The sequence below is a fragment of the Bradyrhizobium betae genome, assembly GCF_050632175.1.
Classification (GTDB): domain Bacteria; phylum Pseudomonadota; class Alphaproteobacteria; order Rhizobiales; family Xanthobacteraceae; genus Bradyrhizobium; species Bradyrhizobium betae_B.
This window is the reverse complement of the sequence record NZ_CP192576.1, coordinates 1228856-1247483: the sequence shown is the minus strand read 5'-3', so window position 1 is coordinate 1247483 and position 18628 is coordinate 1228856. Positions and strand designations below refer to the sequence as shown.

Here is an 18628-nt window from a genome sequence, read left to right as displayed (position 1 = left end):
TTCGTCGCACGGTGCATTCGGACTGATCCAAATCGCACGATTTGGTGTGGTCGATCTTGATGGATGACGCGACTTCGCAGTATCGCCTTGCTAGTCTCCCGCGCATTCCCGAAAGCGATGTGCAGGAGCGGTATGGATAATCGTGCAGGCGAGATGCTGGTGTTTGTGCGCGTCGTCGAGGCCGGCAGCTTTTCTGAAGCAGCCCGTCTCATGCTGATGACGCCGTCCACGGTCTCGAAACTGATCGCCCGGCTGGAAGCCCGGCTCGGCGTCCGCCTGATCGAGCGGTCGACGCGGCGGCTCGCCCTCACGGTCGAAGGACAGTTCTACTTCGAGCGCAGCCAGGCGCTGCTGGCGTCGCTCGACCAGACCGAGCAGCAGATCGCACAAGGCGGCGCGAATGCCGAAGGGATTATCCGCGTGACCTGCTCGGTGACGTTCGGCGCCGCCGCGCTGGAGCCGATACTGCCTGCTTTCTTCGAGTCTTACCCCAACATCGTCGTTGATCTGTCGCTTTCGGACGAGGTGGTCGACCTCTATCTCGATCGCACCGATGTTGCGATCCGCGTCGGTAAGCTGGCGGATTCCAATTTGATTGCACGCAGGATTGGAGAGACGCGACGGCGCATCGTCGCCTCGCCCGCCTATCTCGCGCGGCACGGTACGCCGAAAACTCCGGAGGACCTCGTCCACCACAATTGCCTGGGTTTCAACTTCCGCCGCACAATGCCGGTATGGCCGATGCGCGAGGGCGGACGCATTGTCGAGCGGATGCTCAGCGGGTCACTGCTCGCCAACAATGCCGAGACGCTTCGCCGCATGGCGATCGCGGGTGTCGGCATCGTTCGGGCGGCCGACTATCACCTGCGCCGGCCTATCGCGCGCGGCGAGCTGGTCGAACTGCTCGCGGACAGCGATTATGGCGTGACCGACGAGATCCACGCGCTGTTCCGCGGCGCGCAATTCCTGCCTGCGCGGGTGCGGGCGTTCCTCGATTTCACGGTGCCCCGCATGCAACAGTTTCTTGTCGAGGGATAGGAAAGGCGGCCGGGGCTTGGGGTTCACCCCGGCCGTGCAGAGTGTCAACGCCGCGCCTGTCCCAGGATTTCCATGCGCATGACCTGGACGCCGCCATCGGCAAGCGACGGAAGCTTGGCGAACCAGTCCTTGACGTAGGGCGTCGCATTATGCGCGTCGAAATCATCCTTCGTGGCGAAGACCTCGTAGAAGATGAAATGGCCGGGACGCTCGCGGTCTTCCTGGAGGAAATAGACGAGGTTCTTGGGATCGCTGCGCACCTGCGCGATCAGCGGCAGCGTGGCCGCACGCAGTTCGGCCTCCTTGCCGGGCTTGGCACGCACCTCGGCGACAATCGAATAGGCGCCGGCCGGGATCTTTGCGTAGCTTATGCCGCTGGCTTCCTTGGCCACGACAGGGGCGGACATGGCAACCACACCGGCTCCGAGCAGGATGGCGAGTGCGCAGGATTTGGCAAATAGGGATTTCATTTTCGGGTTCTTCCATTTCACGAGAAACAGGCAGCAGCCTGATCGGCGTCCATCCGGATCACTGCCCGGCCAGCATGCGCTGCCGGACGGCGTGCGCGTCGGCAAAGCGCTGCTTCACCGGTCCGAGCGCCTTGACGAATTCGAGCTGCTCGCCCTCCGGGCCCTTGCAGTAGATCAGCTCCCAGCCGTCCGACGGGGCGACCGTCACCTTGTTGGTGTTGGTGTTCTCGGGGGCAGACTTGCGCTCGGCTTCGGTCCGAACGCGAATGATGCGGTTGGCCCGCACCTGCGTCATGCCACGGCGCGCGGATTCGGTTTCGAGGTCAGTGATGAACTTGTTGAAGTCGACATCGTCGCGCACGTAGAAGCAGATGTGCATCATGCGCGGGTACGCCGGGCTCATGTTCTGCACCGGCGGCGCGAAGCTGTTGGCGCTGCCCATTGGTTCCTGTGAGTTGCGATATTGCAGCAGCTCGATCACGACGTTATCGAACTGGACGAAACGGACGTCGAGCCGCTGATCGCCGTCTCGCAGGTTCGGCACGCCGATCGTCTGCGGATCGACATGAAGCTCGCCCGCGCGGATCTCCTGGTCGGCGAGCAGCGTGTTCTGCACCTGGTCACCCTGGAAGTCTCCGTGGCGAAACACTTCCGTGCCGCCGAGCACCTGGGTATAGAATTCGAAGGCGCGCTCCATGTTCTGCACGGTCAAGCCGAAGTGCTGAACGCCCTGCAGGCGGACCGCCAACGCGCCCGCGTTGCGCTCAGCCGCCGAGAGTGTGTTGATCCCGCCTGCCGCCGGCGTCGCGGCGAGCGCCGGGCCCGCCGTCGCGGCGCCCGCGATCATGGCGGCGCCCGCGGTGAGGAGGATGTCGCGGCGGCTGGGATCGGCTGCCTTGTCGGTTTCAAGATCTCGCATGGTTCTTCTCCTTTTGGTTGGTTGAGATGCGTCGATTGGGGACACGGTGGGCCAGCCGGGCGAAGCGGACTTCGACCGGTGAGCGTTTCCGAGTTTTCGGGGTCAGCGCGCGATGGGAAGCGGTGCGGCCGGGTTGACCAGGCCTGCCGCACGCAATTCGCGCCAAAAGTCGGCGGGGATCGTCTCCTCCAGCGCTGCGCGGTCTTCGGCGATCCGGCCGGGCCTGCTGGCGCCCGGGATCACGGCCGCCACGGCCGGGTTGGCCAGCGCGAACTGAAGACCGGCCGCCTTCATGCTGATCCGATGACGATTGGCGATCGCCTTGATCGCCGCGACCTTGGCGAGGATGGCCGGCGTCGCGGGCGCATATTCGAAGTTCGGACCTCCGACGAGTGCCCCCGAGCTGTAGGGACCGCCGACGACAATGCCGAGCTTGCGCTCCGCCACCATGGGCATGACGCGCTGGAGCGCCCGGTCATGGTCGAGCAGCGTGTAGCGGCCGGCGAGCAGGGAAACGTCTGGACGCGGCTCGTCGAGTTCGAGCAGCAGCTCGATCGGCTCGACCCGGTTCACGCCCAGGCCCCAGGCCTTGATCACACCTTCGTCGCGCATCCGCTGCAGCGCACGGAAGGCACCCTTGCGGGCGCTTTCAAACACGCTCAACCACTCGTCGCCGTAGAAATCCTGCGCGACGTCGTGGACGAAGGCGATGTCGATGTGATCGGTCCTGAGCCGGTTCAGGCTGTCCTCGATCGAGCGATAGGTCGCGTCCTCGCTGTAGTCGTTGACTATCTTGTTGCGGCGGCCATGCGCAAACACGCTCCCCTTCTCGCCATTGTCCCGCGGGCTCTGCTCGATCTCGTCGAGAACGACGCGGCCGACCTTGGTGCTGATGACATAGGCCTCGCGGGGCTTGCCGGCGAGCGCCTGTCCCATGCGGATCTCGGCGAGGCCCGCACCATAAAACGGCGCCGTATCGAAATAGCGGATACCGTCGTTCCAGGCTGCGTCGACCGTCGCTTGCGCCTCGGCTTCGGGAATATCGCGGAACATGTTGCCGAGCGGCGCGGCACCGAAGCCGAGCTTGCCGGGCAGGATGTTGTTCAGTGCCATCGTACTGACCCTTTCGTCAAAGCGGGTTCCCGGACCCGTCGTCCGGTGTCGATGGCTGACATACATTCGGCTCCGCTTGCGCAGTAGCCGGGCACTGATCCCAGCACCTTGGATTTGAATTCACAGGTCGGGGGTCGTGCGTGGTTACTCCCCGCCAGCCCCGTCTTCCGCCGCAAATCCGTGATCGCGCGCAGGAAACTGTCTGCCGGCGTGGTCTCCGGATCGATCAGCCGGTGCAGGCGAAAGCCGTCTTCCAGCGCCAGCACGACGGAGGCCATCCAGGGCGGGTTCAGCGAGCCGTTCTTGCCGTTGCCCTTCAACGTCGCCTCGACGATGTCGGCGACCAGCTTGCGCCGCGCGCGCAGGCGCTTGGCGAGCTCGGGGCGGCGCTTCTCGGCGCGCGCGACGAACAGGATCATCTCCATGTGGAGCAGGGGCGAGCGGCCGAGCGGGTCCTGCCTGGTGCGATCCATCGCCTTCAGCGCCGCGATGAAATCATCGAGATTGTCGTGCTGCGCGAGGATGTCCATGTTGCGCCGGATCGACTGCTCGACATGGTCCTCGAGCATGGCGATGATCAGCTCGTCCTTGCTCTTGAAATTCGAATAGAACGCGCCGCGGGTGAAACCCGCGGCGGCCGCGATCGCCTCGATGCTGGCGCCGCCGATGCCGTCAGCCTCGAACACGCGCGCGGCCGCCTCGAACAGTCTGTCGCGTGTGTCGTCCCTGGTCGGTCTGGTTCTCACCCTTGACATCGGCGCAGGCTAGGGCAGGATGCAACTCGATACAACAATGTATCGTGTTGATAATTTCAGGGATGGTTACGCGGGCATCGGGGCTGCCGGCGTATTCGTGTCATGCGGCAACCGATGTGAGGTCACCATGAACGAGCAAGTGCAACCCGCCGGCGGCGATCCGCTGTTCAACCCGCTGTCGCCGGACTTCATCCGCGATCCCTATCCGCACTATGATCGGCTGCGCACGCTCGATCCGATTCACGTGACGCCGTTCGGCCAGTTCGTCGCCAGCCGCCATGCCGACGTCAGCCTCGTGATGCGCGACAAGCGCTTCGGCAAGGACTTCGTCGAGCGCTCCAAGCGCCGCTATAGCCCGGCCATCATGGACGAGCCGGTGTTCCGCAGCATGAGCCACTGGATGCTGCAGGCCGATCCGCCCGACCACACCCGCCTGCGCGGCCTCGTCGTCAAAGCTTTCACGGCGCGCCGGGTCGAGGACATGCGTCCCCGCATCCAGGCGATCGTCGACCAGGCTATCGACGCCGTGATCGACCGCGGCCACATGGACCTGATCGAGGATTTCGCCTTCCGCCTGCCTGTCACCATCATCTGCGACATGCTCGGCATCCCCGAAGACCATCGCGAGGTCTTTTACAAGAGCTCGCGCGACGGCGGCCGGCTGCTCGATCCCGTGCCGCTCTCGAAGGAGGAGATCGCCAAGGGCAACGCCGGCAACATGATGGCGCAGATGTACTTTCAGCAGCTGTTCGAGCTGCGCCGCAAAAACCCCCGCGACGACCTCATCACCCAGCTCGTGCAGGCCGAGGAAGACGGCAACAAGCTCAGCAACGAAGAACTGACCGCCAACATCATCCTGCTGTTCGGCGCCGGCCACGAGACCACCGTCAACCTGATCGGCAACGGCCTGCTGGCGCTCCACCGCAATCCGGACCAGCTCGCGCTGCTGAAAGCGCGGCCGGAACTGATGGTCAATGCCATCGAGGAGTTCCTGCGCTACGATTCCTCGGTGCAGATGACCGGCCGCGTCGCGCTGGAGGACATCGACGATCTCGGCGGCAAGAAAATCCCGAAGGGCGAGACCGTGCTTTGTCTGCTGGGCTCGGCCAACCGGGATCCCGCGGTCTACCCCGATCACCCCGACAGGCTCGACGTCGTCAGGCAGAACGTCAGGCCGCTGTCGTTCGGAGGCGGCATCCATTTCTGCCTGGGTGCCCAATTGGCGCGCATCGAGGCCGAGATTGCCATTGCGACGCTGCTGCGGCGGCTGCCTGATCTGCGCATCGACGACGTCGAAAACCCCAAATGGCGGTCGACCTTCGTGCTGCGCGGCCTGACGGAGCTCCCCGCCAGCTGGTAGGCCGGGGCGTTAACCTCCGCGCGCAACAGTCGCTGTGACTTCGCCACACTTCCCCCTATATAAGGGACAGTTCCGGCGCGCCTGAAACCTTCCAGGTCAAGGTTTGGCCCGGGTCACGGTTTGGCCGAGGGGAGACCCGTGCAGACGACGCTGCTCGGATTGGCGATTGCCTTCATCTTGGCGCTGCTCGCCGCGCTGATCGGGCCTTACTTCATCGACTGGAACCAGTTCAGGCCCCAGTTCGAGGCGGAGGCCGGCCGGATCATTGGCGTGCCGGTGCGGGTGGCGGGCGAGCTCGACGCGCGGCTGTTGCCGGCGCCGACCCTGCGGCTGCGCGCGGTCACCTTCGGCGGCAACAACGATCTCGGCCGCCTGCGCGCCGACAAGCTCGACGTCGAGTTCAGCCTGAGCTCCCTGATGCGCGGTGAATGGCGCGCCACCGAGCTCACGGTGGGCGGCATGGCGGTCGATCTCGGCCTCGACGCCAGGGGCCGGGTCGATTTGCCGTCCACCGCGAGCGGCACCTTCAATCTGGCCTCGCTGGCCATCGAGCGGGTCAACCTCACCGGCCGCATCGCCCTGCACGACGCCGCCAGCCGCTCGACGCTGGAGCTCAACGACATCGCTTTTGCCGGAGACGTGCGCTCGCTGGCCGGCGCGGTCCGCGGCGATGGCAGCTTCACCGTGACCGGGGTGCGCTATCCGTTCCGCGTCTCCTCCGGTCCGAGCGCCGACGGCAGCGCCACCCGTCTCCACCTCAACATCGATCCCGGCGAGCGCGCCATCCTTGCCGATCTCGAAGGCGTGCTCGCCTTCGACAACCGCCTGCCGAAATTCGACGGTGCGTTGACGCTCGCCGTGCCCGCGCCAAAGAAGGGCGAGACCGGGCCGATGCCCTGGAAGCTCACGACGAAGCTCAAGGCCGATCCGGCCGGCGCCAAATTCGAGCAGGTCGATGCCAGCTTCGGCGCTGATGACAATGCGTTGAAGGTCGGCGGCGTCGGCGATCTCAGGTTCGGCGCCTCGCCGCTGCTGCGCGCGGTGCTGTCGGCGCGTCAGGTCGACGCCGACAAGCTCGCCGCCAAGGACGATTCCGAGCCGCTCCGCATCCTGCCGGCGCTGCGCGCGGGCCTCGCCGCGATCCCGCAGGCGCCGATCCCGGCGCAGATCGAGTTCAACTCCGACCAGATCATGCTCGGTGGCCGTCCGCTCCAGAATATCACGACGGAGCTTCAGACCGACGGCCGGTCCTGGACCTTCCAGCGTCTTGAACTGCGCGCGCCCGGCATGACGCAGCTGTCGCTCAACGGCGCCACGCCCGGCGCCGACAGTTTCAGCGGCCGTCTCAGCGTGGAGTCGTCCGACCCGGATACGCTGGTGGCGTGGCTCCAGGGCCGCAGCGAGGTCAACCGCCGCAGCACGCGGCCGCTGCGGCTTGCCGGCGACGTGACGATTGCAGCCAACCATTTCGCCATCGACAAGCTGAAGGCCGACATCGAAGGCGGCACCGTCGAGGGCCGCATCGCCTTCGTCCAGACCGGCGCAAGCAGGGGCTCGCGGATCGACGCCGAGCTCAAGGCCGACCGTCTCGATCTCGACGCCGCCGCGAGCTTTGTCCGCGCGCTCGGCGGCCCACAGGGCGAATGGCCGGAGGAGGCCACGTTGTCGCTCGACGTCGGTCGCGCGATCTCCGCGGGCCAGGAGCTGCGGCCGTTCACGGCAAAGCTCGGTTACGGGCCCGCGGCGCTGTCGCTGGAGCAGTTGCGCTTCGGCCAGGCCAGCGGCGTGACCATCGAGGCGAGCGGCGGCTTCGACCGCGCCAAGGCCACCGGCAAGCTCGCGCTGAGATCTTCCGCCAATTCGCTGCGCGAACTCACGGCGCTGATCGAGCCGTTTGCGCCGGCGGTGCGCGCTCGCTTCGATGCGCTCCCACCGCTGCCCGGCGCGACCCGGCTGAAGCTCGACCTCAGCCTCGACAGGAATGCGGAGCATGCCGATCGCAGCGACGCCCGCGTCGTGCTAGACCTCGACGCGCCACAGCTCAAGGCCACCGCGATGCTTGTCGCGCAGACGCCGGCTGCAGCCGTCAACGGCATCGATATCGACCGCTTGCGCAACAGCGACTTCACGCTGGAGTCGAAAGCCTCGACGCCGCAGGCCAGTGCATTGCTGGCGCTGCTCGGGCTCGATCGGGTGGTGGCCGCAGGCGAGGGTGCCTCGCAGTTCGAAGGCAAAGTCACCGGCGCCTGGCGCCGGCCGCTGCAATTGACCGCAAAGGTCAGTGGCGGCGGCCTGGACGCGGATGCGCAGGGAAGCGTCGATCTGTCCGCGCCGGAGCTGAAGGCCAACGTGAACCTGCGCGTGCGCAACGCCAATCTGGCGCCGCTGTTCGGCACCAGCCCGACCGACAAATCGACCCAGAATGTCAGCCTGTCATCGCGCGTCGGGCTGTCAGGCAATCGCCTGACTTTCGACGATCTCGACAGCAACGCGGCCGGCTCGCATCTGCGCGGCCATCTGTCGGTGACGCTGGATCAGGAGAAGAGCGTAGACGGCGAGGTCGGCCTCGACTCGCTCGACCTGATGCCGGCGCTCGCGATGGCCATCGGCGCTGCCGGACATGATGCCGGCGAGCCGTTGAGCCCCGGACTTCTCGGCGGTTGGCGCGGTCGCGTCGCATTCCAGGCGTTGCGCGGGACGTTGCCAGGCGGCATCGAGCTGCGCCCTGTCGGCGGCACGATCCGGAGCGACGGCCAGTCGCTCGCGCTCGATGCGCTGAAGGGCGGCATCGGCGGCGGCGAGATGTCGGCAAGCCTTGACGCGCGGAATGGTGCTAACGGCCTCGCGCTGAATACGCGCATCGATCTCGGCAATGTCGATGCGACGACGCTGCGTTACCGCGATCTGGCGCTGCCCAAGGGGCGCGCCTCGATCCAGATGGCGTTGTCGAGCCAGGGCCGCAGCGTCGCGGCCCTGACCGGCGCGCTCGCCGGCAACGGCACGGTGACGCTGGAGTCGGCCGAGATCGCCGGCCTCAATCCGCGTGCCTTCGAGATCGCCATCCGCGCCAGCGACGGCGGCCAGGTCGCCGACGACGTCAGGCTACGACAACTGGTCGAGCCCGCGCTTGCCGCCGCGCCGATCGCGGTCGCCTCGGCACAGTTCCCGTTCACGATCCGCGACGGACGCTTGCGCGTCGGTGCAACGACGCTCGAGGCGAAGAACGCCCGCGCCATCGTGTCCGGCGGCTACGACATTCCTGCAGACCAGGCCGACATCCGCGCCAGCCTGACGCCGATCATGACCGGGCTGTCCGGTGCTCCGCCGGAGATCCTGCTGTTCGCAGCGGGTCCCCCTGACAAGCTCAACCGCACAATCGACCTGTCGCCGCTGTCGTCGTGGCTTGCGGTGCGCACGATCGATCGCGAAACCCGCCGGCTGGATGCGATCGAGCGCGGCGAGCCGCCGCCGGCGACCGCCGCGCTGCCGACGCTGGTCTCCCCGGACCCCGCGCCGGAGCCGTCGCTGACCGACGTGCCGCTGCCAGGCCGCGATCCGCGCCGCGCACCGCCGAAGCCCAAAGCTGCGCCGACGCCGAAGGCGCCGCAAGCTGCCCCCGCCGCGCCAAGCCCTTCAATCACAGGTCAGCCGCTCACGAGCCAGGCCGCTCCGCTGCCGCCCCCGATCGAGGTGAGACCGGCGCCCGGCCCGCCGCCTGCGAAGCCGAGGCCGAAACCGCCGCTGGTGCTGACGCCGTCGAATCCGTAAGGGCAGAGTTGGTTAGCACGGAACGGGCCGCTGGCTCGGTCAACCTCGCCCGCTTGCGGGAGAGGTCGGCGCAGAGCGCCGGGTGAGGGCTCTCTCCTCTGGGGAGTCTCTCTGCGGAGATACCCTCTCCCCAGCCCACTCCCGCAAGCGGGAGAGGGAGCGCACTTCCCGGGCCGTTGCCACGCCTCACCCTCCGGTAAACCCATTCCCTCGCATTTGAACGAATTCTCGTCAGCAAAACTGATCTGCCGACTTTACCGGATTCCAGCGTTTGTTCCCTAATGTCTGTTCCCAGAGGAATTCGGCATCCTGCCAGCACAAGCAGGATGGGCGCGCCAAGAACTGGGAAGAACTGGGAAGAACCGGGGTGAACGACATGAACGGGGCGAAATCGCTTCTACAGGATCTGGACGACGCCATCGCGCGCGGCTCCGACGAAAGCCGGGCCAAGGCGTTGTGGCATGCGACCGACATCCTGATCACCGGCCGCTACAGCGAGACCGAGATCAGCACGTTCGGCGAGGTCATCGGGCGTCTCGCCGACGAGATCGAGGTTGCCGCGCGGGCGCAGCTCTCCGAACTGATGGCGGGCTGTGATCACGCCCCGCTCAACGTCATCGCCAAGCTCGCCCTCGACGACGAGATCGATGTCGCCGGTCCCGTGCTGCGCGACTCCAATCGCATCGACGAGAAGATGCTGGTCGAGAGCGCCCTGACCAAGGGCCAGTCGCACCTGCTGGCGATCGCCCAGCGCAAGTCGATCGGCGAGGCCGTGACCGACGTGCTGGTCAAGCGCGGCGACCAGGAGGTCGTGACTTCGGTCGCCAGGAACGAGGGCGCGCGCTTTTCAGGCTCGGGCCTGCTGCACATGGTCAGGCGTGCAGAAGGCGATTCGATCCTCGCCGAGCAGCTCGGGCTGCGCAAGGACGTGCCGCGTCACGTCTTCCAGCAGCTCATCTCCAAGGCGTCGGAAGACGTCCGCCGCCGGCTCGAGAGCGAACGCCCCGAGATGATGTCGCAGATCCAGAGCTCGGTGACCGAGGTCACCGGCGATCTGCAGTCCAAGTTCGGTCCGTCCTCGCGCAGCTATTTCGTGGCCAAGCGCGTGGTGACGACGCAGTACCGCCAGGGCAACCTCAACCAGGACTCGATCTCGAATTATGCGCGCCAGCACCGTTTCGACGAGGTGCAGATTGGCCTGTCGCTGTTGTCGTCGCTGCCGGTCGACGTGATCGAGCGCGCGATGATGGACCGCAACCGCGAGATGATCCTGGTCTTGTGCAAGGCGCTTGATTTCTCGTGGGATACGACGATGTCGCTCCTGTTCCTCGGCGCCAAGGACCATCTGATCACGGCGCGCGAGCTCCACGACAACGAGCGCGAGTTCGGCCGGCTCAAGATCGAGACCTCGCGCAGCGTCTTGAAATTCTACCAGTCGCGCAAGACCGCGAATGCCGATGCGGGCCGTCAGCCCGAGCTCCAACAGGTGCACTGAGCATCATCCCGGAATTCGAAAGGGAGTATTTGCAATGTTGCCTCAATTCGGCACCGCGGTTCGCAAGACCAAAAGCCTCAACGCCGACACCAGCGGGTCGGCTCCGGAGAGGGCCACGGTCGATGCCGCTTGGCTCGTGCTGGAAGCCGCCAACGATCTCGGCGATCACGCCGCGATCGAAGCCTGCCGCCGCGTCATCGACGCCGAGCTGAACGGCACCGTCGCCGGCAGTTCGGATACCGATCTCGTGCTGGGTTATTTCAGGTAAGCCATCTTGCGGGCTACGAGCCGACGCTCGCGGCCGCAGCCGCGTTGCGTAACCGTCCGATCCAGACGGTGAGCCGGCCGCATTCGGGATCCTCGACCACGTGGTCGGCGACGTCAAAACCGTTGCTGTCGAGCAATTGGCGATACTCAGCCGCATCGAGGCTCGCGTGATAAAGCGGCTCGCCCTCGAACGTCCCCATGGCTTCGCCGAAGGACGGGCCGCTCGTGAACATCAGCGCCGCGCCTGCAGCGGCATGTCGCCGAAAAACCGGAAACATCCGGCGCTGGTCCCCAGGGTTCAGATGAAAGAAGCTGTTCCAGGCGAGCAGGCCGTCGAACGTCGCGTCGAGGTTCAATGAGCGCATGTCCGAAACGAGCCAGGTCGCGCCCGGAAAAGTGTCCTTTGCGATGTCGATCATTTCTGGAGCGGCATCGATCCCTGTGACGGCACACCCCGTTTCGAGCAGATAGCGCGCGATCGGCTCGCCGGGGCCGCATCCGATATCGAGCACTTTCGGCTTGGCAGGCAGAAGCGCGACAAGTCGGTCGAGCCACTTGCGCTCCGTCAGATGCCGGCCCCGCTGACGCAACCAGGCCGCCGCGTGCCGGCGATACAATCCGACGATGTTGTCGGCATCAGAATTCATTCGCCGCCTCACCGATTCTCAGCGCGCCGGGCCGCACGCCGTATTTGCGCATGATGGCCTTGCTCAAGGCGCCTTCGGACGCATAGCCGACTTCGCCGGCGATCTTCGCGATCGAATCGGAGGTCCCGGCCAGCCGTTTGCGCGCGGTCGTCAGTCTCAAATTGGACAGGAACGTCATCGGAGTTGTCCCTGCGTGCTTTCGGAAGGCACGCACCAACGTCGCGCGCGACGAGATAGCGACTGCTGCCATCTCGTCGAGCGTCCAATCCCTTGCAAGATCGTTGAGGATCGCCGACACGACACGGGCCGTCGTGCGGTCGCGCAATAGAGAAACGGTATTGTTCCCGGAGGCATCGTCCGCCAGATGGTCGCGGAGCATCATAACGAACAGGGCCCTCGCGAGGTCGGCAGCGACCATCTCCGATCCGACCCGTCCTGCGTCCAGCTCATCGCGGATGTCGGTCAACAGGTGCCGAAACCTTTCTAGAATCGGCTCTCCCGCTGTGTGAAGGACGATTTCATCGGGAAGCGCCGCGATCAGCGGGTTCGCGGCCGACGTTTCAAACAGGAGCCTGCCGCAAAGGAATTCGGTATCGGCCTCAGCGTCGACCGTGGCGCGGTGGCGGACACCGTTTCGCATATTGCTTGATATCCGCGTTGCGCCGCGGCTCGCTTGACCTCGTACCACGTGACTATCGCCGTGCGGCAGAAGCAGAATGTCACCGGTTTCCAGCCTCTGCGAACTCAGGCCCGGTCTCTCGACCACGCAAGAGCCGCGCGTGACCATGTGGAATTGCGCCCATCCCCTGCCGTTTGGCGCGTGTAGCGATTCCCAGCTGCCACCAAATCTGCAGGAGTCGTCGATAACGGGGCGGATTTTGAACAGCGGCACCATTGCTTTCAACCATTCCGCTGCTTCCGCCCTCGGCATTCGTCACCCCTTGATCCGCCCGGACATGACTCCGAGCCGCCCGGCCATTCTACCGAGCCGTGAGCGCTTCTAAATCATAATCGATCGCGCGAGTCATCGCGCCAATGGGTGCCTGAATGCTCATGGAATCTAACACAACCTAACGCGCAATTTCGCCGGCGTCCGGTAAATGTCGGGATGAAAGCGGCAGGCATTCCAGAAGCCACGATTATCGACGGGAGACTGCATGACCTCCAAGATGCAAATAGAATCATTGCCGCGGCCTGCGAATCTGTCGCGCCGCGGCTTCGTGGGAAGCCTCTCGGCGGGCATTCTTGGCGCGGTTGCGACCGAGGCGGCCGGCGCCGAAACGCTGGCCGATGTTCCCGATCGCGGGCCTGGCGCTGATCTCAGTGCGCACAGCGAACGTTCCCGTTTTGCCAAAATCGATCGCATTCCCGAGGCGACACCGGGCAAGCGCAACGTCGATCCCGGCGATGCCATCAATTCCAAGACTCCGCACCAGAAGCTGGTGGGCAACATCACGCCGACCGATCTGCATTACGAGCGCAGCCATTCCGGCGTGCCCGACATTGATCCCGCGCAACACCGGCTTCTTATCCATGGCATGGTGGGGAAGCCGCTGGTCTTCAGCGTGGACGATCTCAAGCGCATGCCGTCGATCACGCGCGTGGTCTTCATCGAATGCACCGGCAACGGATGGGAGAACTGGAAACAGGCCGATCCTGACATCACGGTGCAGAACACGCATGGCCTCGTCAGCACCAATGAATGGACCGGGGTGCCACTCAAATTCCTGATCGACCTCGTGAGCAAGGACAAGGGCTCGAACTGGATGCTGGCGGAAGGCGGCGACGGCGCCGGCGTCGATCGCAGCATTCCCCTCACCGACGAGATCATGAACGAGGCCTTCGTCGCTTACGGGCAGAACGGTGAGCCGCTGCGGCCGGCGCACGGCTTTCCGATGCGGCTGGTGATGCCGGGCTTCGAGGGCAACCTCAACATCAAGTGGCTGCGCCGCCTCAAGTTCGGTAACGCGCCCTGGATGACGCGCTGGGAGACGGCGCGCTACACGCAACTGCTGGCGAACGGCAAGGCTCGGCAGTTCCAACTGCGGATGGAGACCAACTCCGTCATCACCCAGCCCTCGGGCATGATGCAGATCCAGCCGGGATACAACCGCATCACCGGGCTTGCCTGGAGCGGTCATGGCAGGATCGCCAAGGTCGAGATCTCGACCGACGGCGCCAGGACATGGAAGCAGGCACAACTGAGCCAGCCGGTGCTGGCCAAGGCGCAGGTGCGCTTCCAGATGGATTGGGTCTGGGATGGCAAGCCGACCAAAATCGTGAGCCGCTCCACTGACGAGCAGGGCCATGTTCAACCGGACCGGCAGTCCTTCATCACCGCGATGGGGACCAATGCGCTGTTCCACTACAACGCCCAGCAGACCTGGAGCATCGACGAGGCCGGGAGGGTCCGCAATGTCCTCGCATAGCAAGCTGCTTCTCGCGAGCCTGTTCGTCACCGGACTGCTCGCTGCGCCCGCGCTGGCGTTCGATTTCGGGCGCCCGGCGACGCCGGAGGAGATCAAGCTGTGGGACATCGACGTCGGGCCCGACGGCAAGGGCCTGCCTGACGGCAGCGGCACGGTCGCGCAGGGCAAGCAGGTCTTCTCCGACAATTGCGCGGTCTGTCACGGCGAGAACGGCCAGGGCGGCATCAAGGATCGTCTCGCCGGTGGTCAGGGCACGCTCGCGTCCAGCGCGCCGGTCAAGACTGTCGGCAGTTTCTGGCCTTATGCGACGACGTTGTACGACTACATTCATCGCGCAATGCCGTATCCGACGCCGGGCTCGCTCAGCATCGACGAGACCTACGCCGTCACCGCCTACATCCTGAGCCTCAACGGCATCGTCCCCGCCGACGGCAAGGTCGACAAGGACACGTTACCGAAGATCAAGATGCCCAATCGCGACGGCTTCATTCCTCAGCCGGAATTCGACCCGGCGAAGCTGTTCCGCAAGAAGTGAGCGAGTGGCGCATGAAGCTTTCGGCGCTGATCAAGATCCTCGCTGTGATTGCAGCGACATGTTCATGGGAGACACCTGCAATGGCCGCAGACGGACTCATCACCATCAAGAGCAGTTTCGGGCCGGAAGATACGATGAAACGGCTGGAAGCCGAAGTGAAGGCCAAGGGCCTCACGGTGTTTGCCCATGTTGATCATGCCGCGGGTGCCAGCGCTGTCGGCCTCAACTTGCGGCCGACCGATCTCATCATCTTCGGCAACGCCAAGGGCGGCACGCCGTTGATGCAGCAAGCGCAGACTGTCGGCATCGACTTGCCGCTGAAGGCGCTGGTCTGGCAGGACGAGCAAGGCGTCACCTGGCTCAGCTACAACGATCCCGCCTGGCTCGCCGGGCGTCATGGTGTCGGTGAGCCGGCCAAGGCTGCCGTGACTGCGATGACCGGGGCCCTGCATGCGATCGCGACCAAGGCCACCGCACCGTAAGCGTGACGCGACTGCCGCCCGAGGAGATCTCCATGAACAGCACTGACGGACAACCGGCATCATCCGTTCCGCAAGGCGGCAGGCTCGCCAGATGGACTGTCATCGCGGTGCTCTGCGCGATGCTCGTTGCGGCGTGCGTTCTCGGCTATCTCGGCTGGATCAGCACCGATACCAGCGTGCCGGCGTCGGGCTATGTCGCGCTGGTGCTCGGCGTCGTGTTTTCGCTGGTCGTCGGCGTCGGCTTGATGGCGCTGGTGTTTTACAGCAGCCGCAAAGGCTATGACGAACCCGCCGTGCTGATCCCGGAGCCGGACAACGATCCGGACGATGGACAGGGCAGCCAGCGCTGACTGGCAAGGATCGACTTTGCCATCATGCTCCTGTTTTGCCCGACGGGTCAACGGATTTTCCGAAGAAGCGCAGGTTGGGCGTACAGGAAGGCTCTGTCGATCTCACGAGCTGCGCGGTCAGAATCCCGGATTTCGCTCCGCTCCATCCCGGCTACGGTCGAAAGATCCTCGCACACGCGTAACCCATTGATCTCACAGCATCGGTCTACTGTGCATGGGGTTGTTTTCGCGGTTTTTGTTTCGGGGGCTATCCCGCCCCGAGCGCCACGGCGACGTTGTACGTCACGAGGCTCGCCGCATAGGCCAGCACCAGCATGTAGCTGAAGGTCACCGCCATCCAGGTCCAGCTTCCGGTCTCGCGCCGGATCACCGCCAGCGTCGAGGCGCATTGCGGGGCGAAGATGTACCAGGCCAGCATCGACAGCGCGGTCGCGAGCGACCATTTCGTCGCCAGCACCTGGCCGATCTGCTCGGCCGCTTCCTTGCCGCCTTCGATCGCATAGACGGTGCCGAGCGCGGCGACCGCGACCTCGCGCGCCGCCATGCCGGGGATCAGCGCCACCGCGATCTGCCAGTTGAAGCCGACCGGGGCGAGCAGCGGCTCGAGCGCCTTGCCGATGATCGCGGCGAGGCTGAAGTCGATGGCGGGCTCGGTCGCGCCCGCCGGCGGCTGTGGGAACGAGGCCAGGAACCAGATCAGCACCATCATCGAGAAGATCGTGGTGCCGGCGCGGTAGAGAAACATCTTGGCCCGCGTGGTGACGCCGATCGCGATCGATTTAAGCCGCGGCATCTTGTAGTCCGGCAGCTCCAGCATGAACGGCGCCGGCGCATAGTCGCGCAGCATGAAGAACTTGATCAGGAACGAGACGGCAAGCGCGCTGGCGATGCCGGTGGCGTAGAGGCCGAACATCACGAGGCCCTGCAAGTTGATGAAGCCCCAGACGTCCCTCGCCGGAATGAAGGCGGAGATGATCAGCGTGTAGACCGGAATGCGCGCCGAGCAGGTCATCAGCGGCGCGATCAGGATCGTGGTCAGCCGGTCGCGCTTGTTGTCGATCACGCGCGTCGCCATGATGCCGGGAATGGCGCAGGCAAAGCTCGACAACAGCGGAATGAAGGCGCGGCCGTGCAGGCCGGCGCCGCCCATGATGCGGTCCATCAGGAACGCGGCGCGCGCCATGTAGCCGAAATCTTCCAGCAGCAGGATGAACAGGAAGATGATGATGATCTGAGGCAGGAACACGATGACGCTGCCGACGCCCGAGATCACGCCGTTCTGCAGGAAGCTCTGCAGCAGGCCGGCGGGCAGGGTGGCGTGCACCAACTCGCCGAGCGCGTCGAAGCCGGAGTTGAGCAGCTCCATCAGCGGCTGCGCCCAGGCGAACACCGCCTGGAACATCACGAACAGGATCAGCGCGAGCACGATGAGCCCGCCGACGGGGTGCAGCACCACGGCGTCGATCCGCGCGGTCCAGGTGTCGGGCCGGCTTGGCAGGCTGACGCAATCGGCGATGATGCGGTCGGCCTCGCGCTGGGTGGCGCGCAATTCGGCGACGCTGAGCGCACGCCAGCTGTTCTCCTGCGGCTCGGCGGCGAGCTTTGCCGCGATCTCGTCGGTCAGCGCCAGCAGGTCGGCCGTGCCGCCCTTGCGCACCGCGATCGAGGTCACCACGGGCACGCCGAGCTCCCTGGCGAGCCGCTCGACGTCGACAGTGACGCCGCGGCGGGCGGCGATGTCGAACATGTTGAGAACCAGGATCATCGGCCGGCCGGTGCGCTTGAGCTCCAGCAGCAGGCGGATGGTCAGGCGCAGATTGGTGGAGTCGGCCACGCACAAAACGAGGTCGGGCACCGTCTCGCCGGTGGCCTTGCCGAGCACGAAATCGCGGGTGATCTCCTCGTCCGGGCTGCGGCCGCGCGGCGAATAGGTGCCGGGCAGGTCGACCACGGAGACCTGGCGTCCGAGCGGCGTGACGAAGAAGCCTTCCTTGCGCTCGACGGTGACGCCCGGATAGTTCGCGACCTTCTGCCGGCTGCCGGTCAGGGCATTGAACAGCGAAGTCTTGCCGCTGTTTGGCGTGCCGACCAGGGCAAGATGCAGGAGGGGCAGTTCCATGGAATCGAATATCCGGTCGCGTCAGGCGACGATGATGGCCATGGCTTCACGACGGCGGACCGCGATCGTGATGTTGTCGACCCGCACGGCAATCGGGTCGCGCCCGACCAGCCCCTCGTGCAGGACCTCGACCCGGGCCCCCTCGACGAAGCCGAGCTCGATCAGGCGGCTCTCCAGCTCGATCTCGGAGAGAGCCGAACCCGCATCCCCGGCGGAGAGGTGCTGAATGACGCCGGTGTAGCCGCGCTGGGCCAGGCCCAGCGGCATTTGCGAACGCGTATCATTGCTGTCGGTCATGCCCTGTATTTTCAACGCAGGGCATGGAGGTCAAGCTCGCTTCGCGCGCCCAAGCCGCACCTTAGAGTGATTTTAAAGTGCAGACGGCGGGGCGCTCCGGGAAAACGCCCCGGCGGCTACTGGGCCGGGACCTTTTCCTGCTGGATGGCGGCCATGGCGCGGCTCTTGAAGTAGTCGAGGACGAACAGGCGGATCGCCGAGGACAGATTGCCCTGCTGGCGGGCACCGTCGATTTCGCCGACGAGCTCGGACAGCGTCATGTTGCGCAGGCCCGAGATCTCCTTCATGCCGTTCCAGAATGCCTCTTCCAAGCTGACGCTGGTCTTGTGGCCGGCGACGACGATCGATCGCTTCACGACGGGCGACTTCATGATTGATCCTCGTGATCGATCCGGTGCTGGTCCAGGTGCCCCTTCGCCTTGTCCGCGCGCGTCTCCTCCGACGACCGCTCCGCCTTGGTGCGGCCGAACTTCGCCCGATTGGCGTCCGCCTGCTTCGCCGAGGTTTCCCGTTCGGCGCGCTTCCTGAAACGATTCAGGTTGATGACGTTCCCCATGCCGCGTCTCCATCATCCGCTCCTCTTC

18 protein-coding genes and 1 pseudogene are annotated in these 18628 nt (G+C 65.3%); 9 read left to right on the top strand and 10 right to left on the bottom strand.

The window, feature by feature from the left end:
• Positions 1-132 precede the first annotated feature (132 nt).
• On the top strand, positions 133-1038 hold the full coding sequence (locus ACQ86E_RS06275) for a LysR family transcriptional regulator (protein WP_431204671.1): 906 nt from the start codon (positions 133-135) through the stop codon (positions 1036-1038).
• A gap of 44 nt (positions 1039-1082) precedes the next feature.
• On the opposite strand, the gene ACQ86E_RS06270 is transcribed toward ACQ86E_RS06275, so the two are convergent.
• The 4 genes and pseudogenes from ACQ86E_RS06270 to ACQ86E_RS06255 form a co-directional block, all read right to left on the bottom strand.
• Positions 1083-1508 carry a putative quinol monooxygenase gene (locus ACQ86E_RS06270; protein ID WP_431204670.1) on the bottom strand — a complete coding sequence of 142 codons (426 nt, stop codon included), beginning with the start codon at positions 1506-1508 and terminating at the stop codon, positions 1083-1085.
• Positions 1509-1566: 58 nt separating this feature from the next.
• Positions 1567-2427 carry a VOC family protein gene (locus tag ACQ86E_RS06265; RefSeq protein ID WP_431204669.1) on the bottom strand — a complete coding sequence of 287 codons (861 nt, stop codon included), beginning with the start codon at positions 2425-2427 and terminating at the stop codon, positions 1567-1569.
• Positions 2428-2529: 102 nt separating this feature from the next.
• Positions 2530-3540: an aldo/keto reductase gene (locus ACQ86E_RS06260; RefSeq protein WP_431204668.1), complete on the bottom strand. Its 1011-nt coding sequence runs from the start codon at positions 3538-3540 to the stop codon at positions 2530-2532.
• 152 nt (positions 3541-3692) lie between these two features.
• Positions 3693-4295, bottom strand: a pseudogene (locus tag ACQ86E_RS06255) (TetR/AcrR family transcriptional regulator); the annotation flags it as partial.
• Between the two features lie 127 nt (positions 4296-4422).
• Between ACQ86E_RS06255 and ACQ86E_RS06250 the strand changes: the two are divergent.
• The 4 genes from ACQ86E_RS06250 to ACQ86E_RS06235 all read left to right on the top strand — a co-directional run bounded on the left by ACQ86E_RS06250 (position 4423) and on the right by ACQ86E_RS06235 (position 11186).
• Positions 4423-5655 carry a cytochrome P450 gene (locus ACQ86E_RS06250; RefSeq protein WP_431204667.1) on the top strand — a complete coding sequence of 411 codons (1233 nt, stop codon included), beginning with the start codon at positions 4423-4425 and terminating at the stop codon, positions 5653-5655.
• A 138-nt stretch (positions 5656-5793) separates the two neighbouring features.
• Positions 5794-9423, top strand: a complete 3630-nt coding sequence (locus ACQ86E_RS06245; protein ID WP_431204666.1) for an AsmA family protein — start codon at positions 5794-5796, stop codon at positions 9421-9423.
• 376 nt (positions 9424-9799) lie between these two features.
• Positions 9800-10918 carry a DUF2336 domain-containing protein gene (locus ACQ86E_RS06240; protein WP_431206411.1) on the top strand — a complete coding sequence of 373 codons (1119 nt, stop codon included), beginning with the start codon at positions 9800-9802 and terminating at the stop codon, positions 10916-10918.
• A 34-nt stretch (positions 10919-10952) separates the two neighbouring features.
• Positions 10953-11186, top strand: coding sequence for a hypothetical protein (locus ACQ86E_RS06235; RefSeq protein WP_431204665.1), 234 nt, complete (start codon positions 10953-10955; stop codon positions 11184-11186).
• 13 nt (positions 11187-11199) lie between these two features.
• On the opposite strand, the gene ACQ86E_RS06230 is transcribed toward ACQ86E_RS06235, so the two are convergent.
• On the bottom strand, positions 11200-11832 hold the full coding sequence (locus ACQ86E_RS06230; protein WP_431204664.1) for a class I SAM-dependent methyltransferase: 633 nt from the start codon (positions 11830-11832) through the stop codon (positions 11200-11202).
• Positions 11822-12763 (bottom strand): cupin domain-containing protein, encoded by a 942-nt coding sequence (locus ACQ86E_RS06225; protein WP_431204663.1) that lies wholly within the window; start codon positions 12761-12763, stop codon positions 11822-11824. The genes ACQ86E_RS06230 and ACQ86E_RS06225 overlap by 11 nt, the downstream gene beginning before the upstream one ends.
• Before the next feature lie 226 nt (positions 12764-12989).
• Here ACQ86E_RS06225 and soxC point away from each other — a divergent pair, with 226 nt between their 5' ends.
• The 4 genes from soxC to ACQ86E_RS06205 are packed head-to-tail and all read left to right on the top strand — an operon-like array spanning position 12990 to position 15628.
• Positions 12990-14261 (top strand): sulfite dehydrogenase, encoded by a 1272-nt coding sequence (gene soxC, locus ACQ86E_RS06220; protein WP_431204662.1) that lies wholly within the window; start codon positions 12990-12992, stop codon positions 14259-14261.
• The gene (locus ACQ86E_RS06215) at positions 14248-14796 is read left to right on the top strand and encodes a c-type cytochrome (protein ID WP_431204661.1); all 549 of its coding nucleotides are present in this window, start codon (positions 14248-14250) and stop codon (positions 14794-14796) included. Before soxC ends, ACQ86E_RS06215 begins: the two co-directional genes overlap by 14 nt.
• An 11-nt stretch (positions 14797-14807) precedes the next feature.
• Complete coding sequence (locus ACQ86E_RS06210; protein ID WP_431204660.1) at positions 14808-15278, top strand: DUF302 domain-containing protein; 471 nt, start codon at positions 14808-14810, stop codon at positions 15276-15278.
• A gap of 32 nt (positions 15279-15310) precedes the next feature.
• Positions 15311-15628 carry a hypothetical protein gene (locus ACQ86E_RS06205; protein ID WP_431204659.1) on the top strand — a complete coding sequence of 106 codons (318 nt, stop codon included), beginning with the start codon at positions 15311-15313 and terminating at the stop codon, positions 15626-15628.
• Between the two features lie 247 nt (positions 15629-15875).
• On the opposite strand, the gene feoB is transcribed toward ACQ86E_RS06205, so the two are convergent.
• The 4 genes from feoB to ACQ86E_RS06185 form a co-directional block, all read right to left on the bottom strand.
• On the bottom strand, positions 15876-17747 hold the full coding sequence (feoB, locus tag ACQ86E_RS06200) for a ferrous iron transporter B (protein WP_431204658.1): 1872 nt from the start codon (positions 17745-17747) through the stop codon (positions 15876-15878).
• A 21-nt stretch (positions 17748-17768) separates the two neighbouring features.
• Positions 17769-18044 (bottom strand): FeoA family protein, encoded by a 276-nt coding sequence (locus ACQ86E_RS06195; RefSeq protein ID WP_431204657.1) that lies wholly within the window; start codon positions 18042-18044, stop codon positions 17769-17771.
• A 116-nt stretch (positions 18045-18160) separates the two neighbouring features.
• Positions 18161-18415 carry a ribbon-helix-helix domain-containing protein gene (locus tag ACQ86E_RS06190; RefSeq protein WP_092228351.1) on the bottom strand — a complete coding sequence of 85 codons (255 nt, stop codon included), beginning with the start codon at positions 18413-18415 and terminating at the stop codon, positions 18161-18163.
• Positions 18412-18600: a DUF4169 family protein gene (locus ACQ86E_RS06185; protein ID WP_431204656.1), complete on the bottom strand. Its 189-nt coding sequence runs from the start codon at positions 18598-18600 to the stop codon at positions 18412-18414. Before ACQ86E_RS06185 ends, ACQ86E_RS06190 begins: the two co-directional genes overlap by 4 nt.
• Positions 18601-18628: the final 28 nt, after the last annotated feature.

Coding starts and splice junctions, on each gene's coding strand:
- ACQ86E_RS06240 (WP_431206411.1), top strand. CDS start 9,800: ATGAACGGGGCGAAATCGCTTCTACAGGATCTGGACGACGCCATCGCG.
- ACQ86E_RS06215 (WP_431204661.1), top strand. CDS start 14,248: ATGTCCTCGCATAGCAAGCTGCTTCTCGCGAGCCTGTTCGTCACCGGA.
- ACQ86E_RS06235 (WP_431204665.1), top strand. CDS start 10,953: ATGTTGCCTCAATTCGGCACCGCGGTTCGCAAGACCAAAAGCCTCAAC.
- ACQ86E_RS06250 (WP_431204667.1), top strand. CDS start 4,423: ATGAACGAGCAAGTGCAACCCGCCGGCGGCGATCCGCTGTTCAACCCG.
- ACQ86E_RS06230 (WP_431204664.1), bottom strand. CDS start 11,832: ATGAATTCTGATGCCGACAACATCGTCGGATTGTATCGCCGGCACGCG.
- ACQ86E_RS06270 (WP_431204670.1), bottom strand. CDS start 1,508: ATGAAATCCCTATTTGCCAAATCCTGCGCACTCGCCATCCTGCTCGGA.
- ACQ86E_RS06265 (WP_431204669.1), bottom strand. CDS start 2,427: ATGCGAGATCTTGAAACCGACAAGGCAGCCGATCCCAGCCGCCGCGAC.
- ACQ86E_RS06275 (WP_431204671.1), top strand. CDS start 133: ATGGATAATCGTGCAGGCGAGATGCTGGTGTTTGTGCGCGTCGTCGAG.
- ACQ86E_RS06190 (WP_092228351.1), bottom strand. CDS start 18,415: ATGAAGTCGCCCGTCGTGAAGCGATCGATCGTCGTCGCCGGCCACAAG.
- ACQ86E_RS06185 (WP_431204656.1), bottom strand. CDS start 18,600: ATGGGGAACGTCATCAACCTGAATCGTTTCAGGAAGCGCGCCGAACGG.
- feoB (WP_431204658.1), bottom strand. CDS start 17,747: ATGGAACTGCCCCTCCTGCATCTTGCCCTGGTCGGCACGCCAAACAGC.
- ACQ86E_RS06260 (WP_431204668.1), bottom strand. CDS start 3,540: ATGGCACTGAACAACATCCTGCCCGGCAAGCTCGGCTTCGGTGCCGCG.
- ACQ86E_RS06195 (WP_431204657.1), bottom strand. CDS start 18,044: ATGACCGACAGCAATGATACGCGTTCGCAAATGCCGCTGGGCCTGGCC.
- soxC (WP_431204662.1), top strand. CDS start 12,990: ATGACCTCCAAGATGCAAATAGAATCATTGCCGCGGCCTGCGAATCTG.
- ACQ86E_RS06205 (WP_431204659.1), top strand. CDS start 15,311: ATGAACAGCACTGACGGACAACCGGCATCATCCGTTCCGCAAGGCGGC.
- ACQ86E_RS06225 (WP_431204663.1), bottom strand. CDS start 12,763: ATGCCGAGGGCGGAAGCAGCGGAATGGTTGAAAGCAATGGTGCCGCTG.
- ACQ86E_RS06210 (WP_431204660.1), top strand. CDS start 14,808: ATGAAGCTTTCGGCGCTGATCAAGATCCTCGCTGTGATTGCAGCGACA.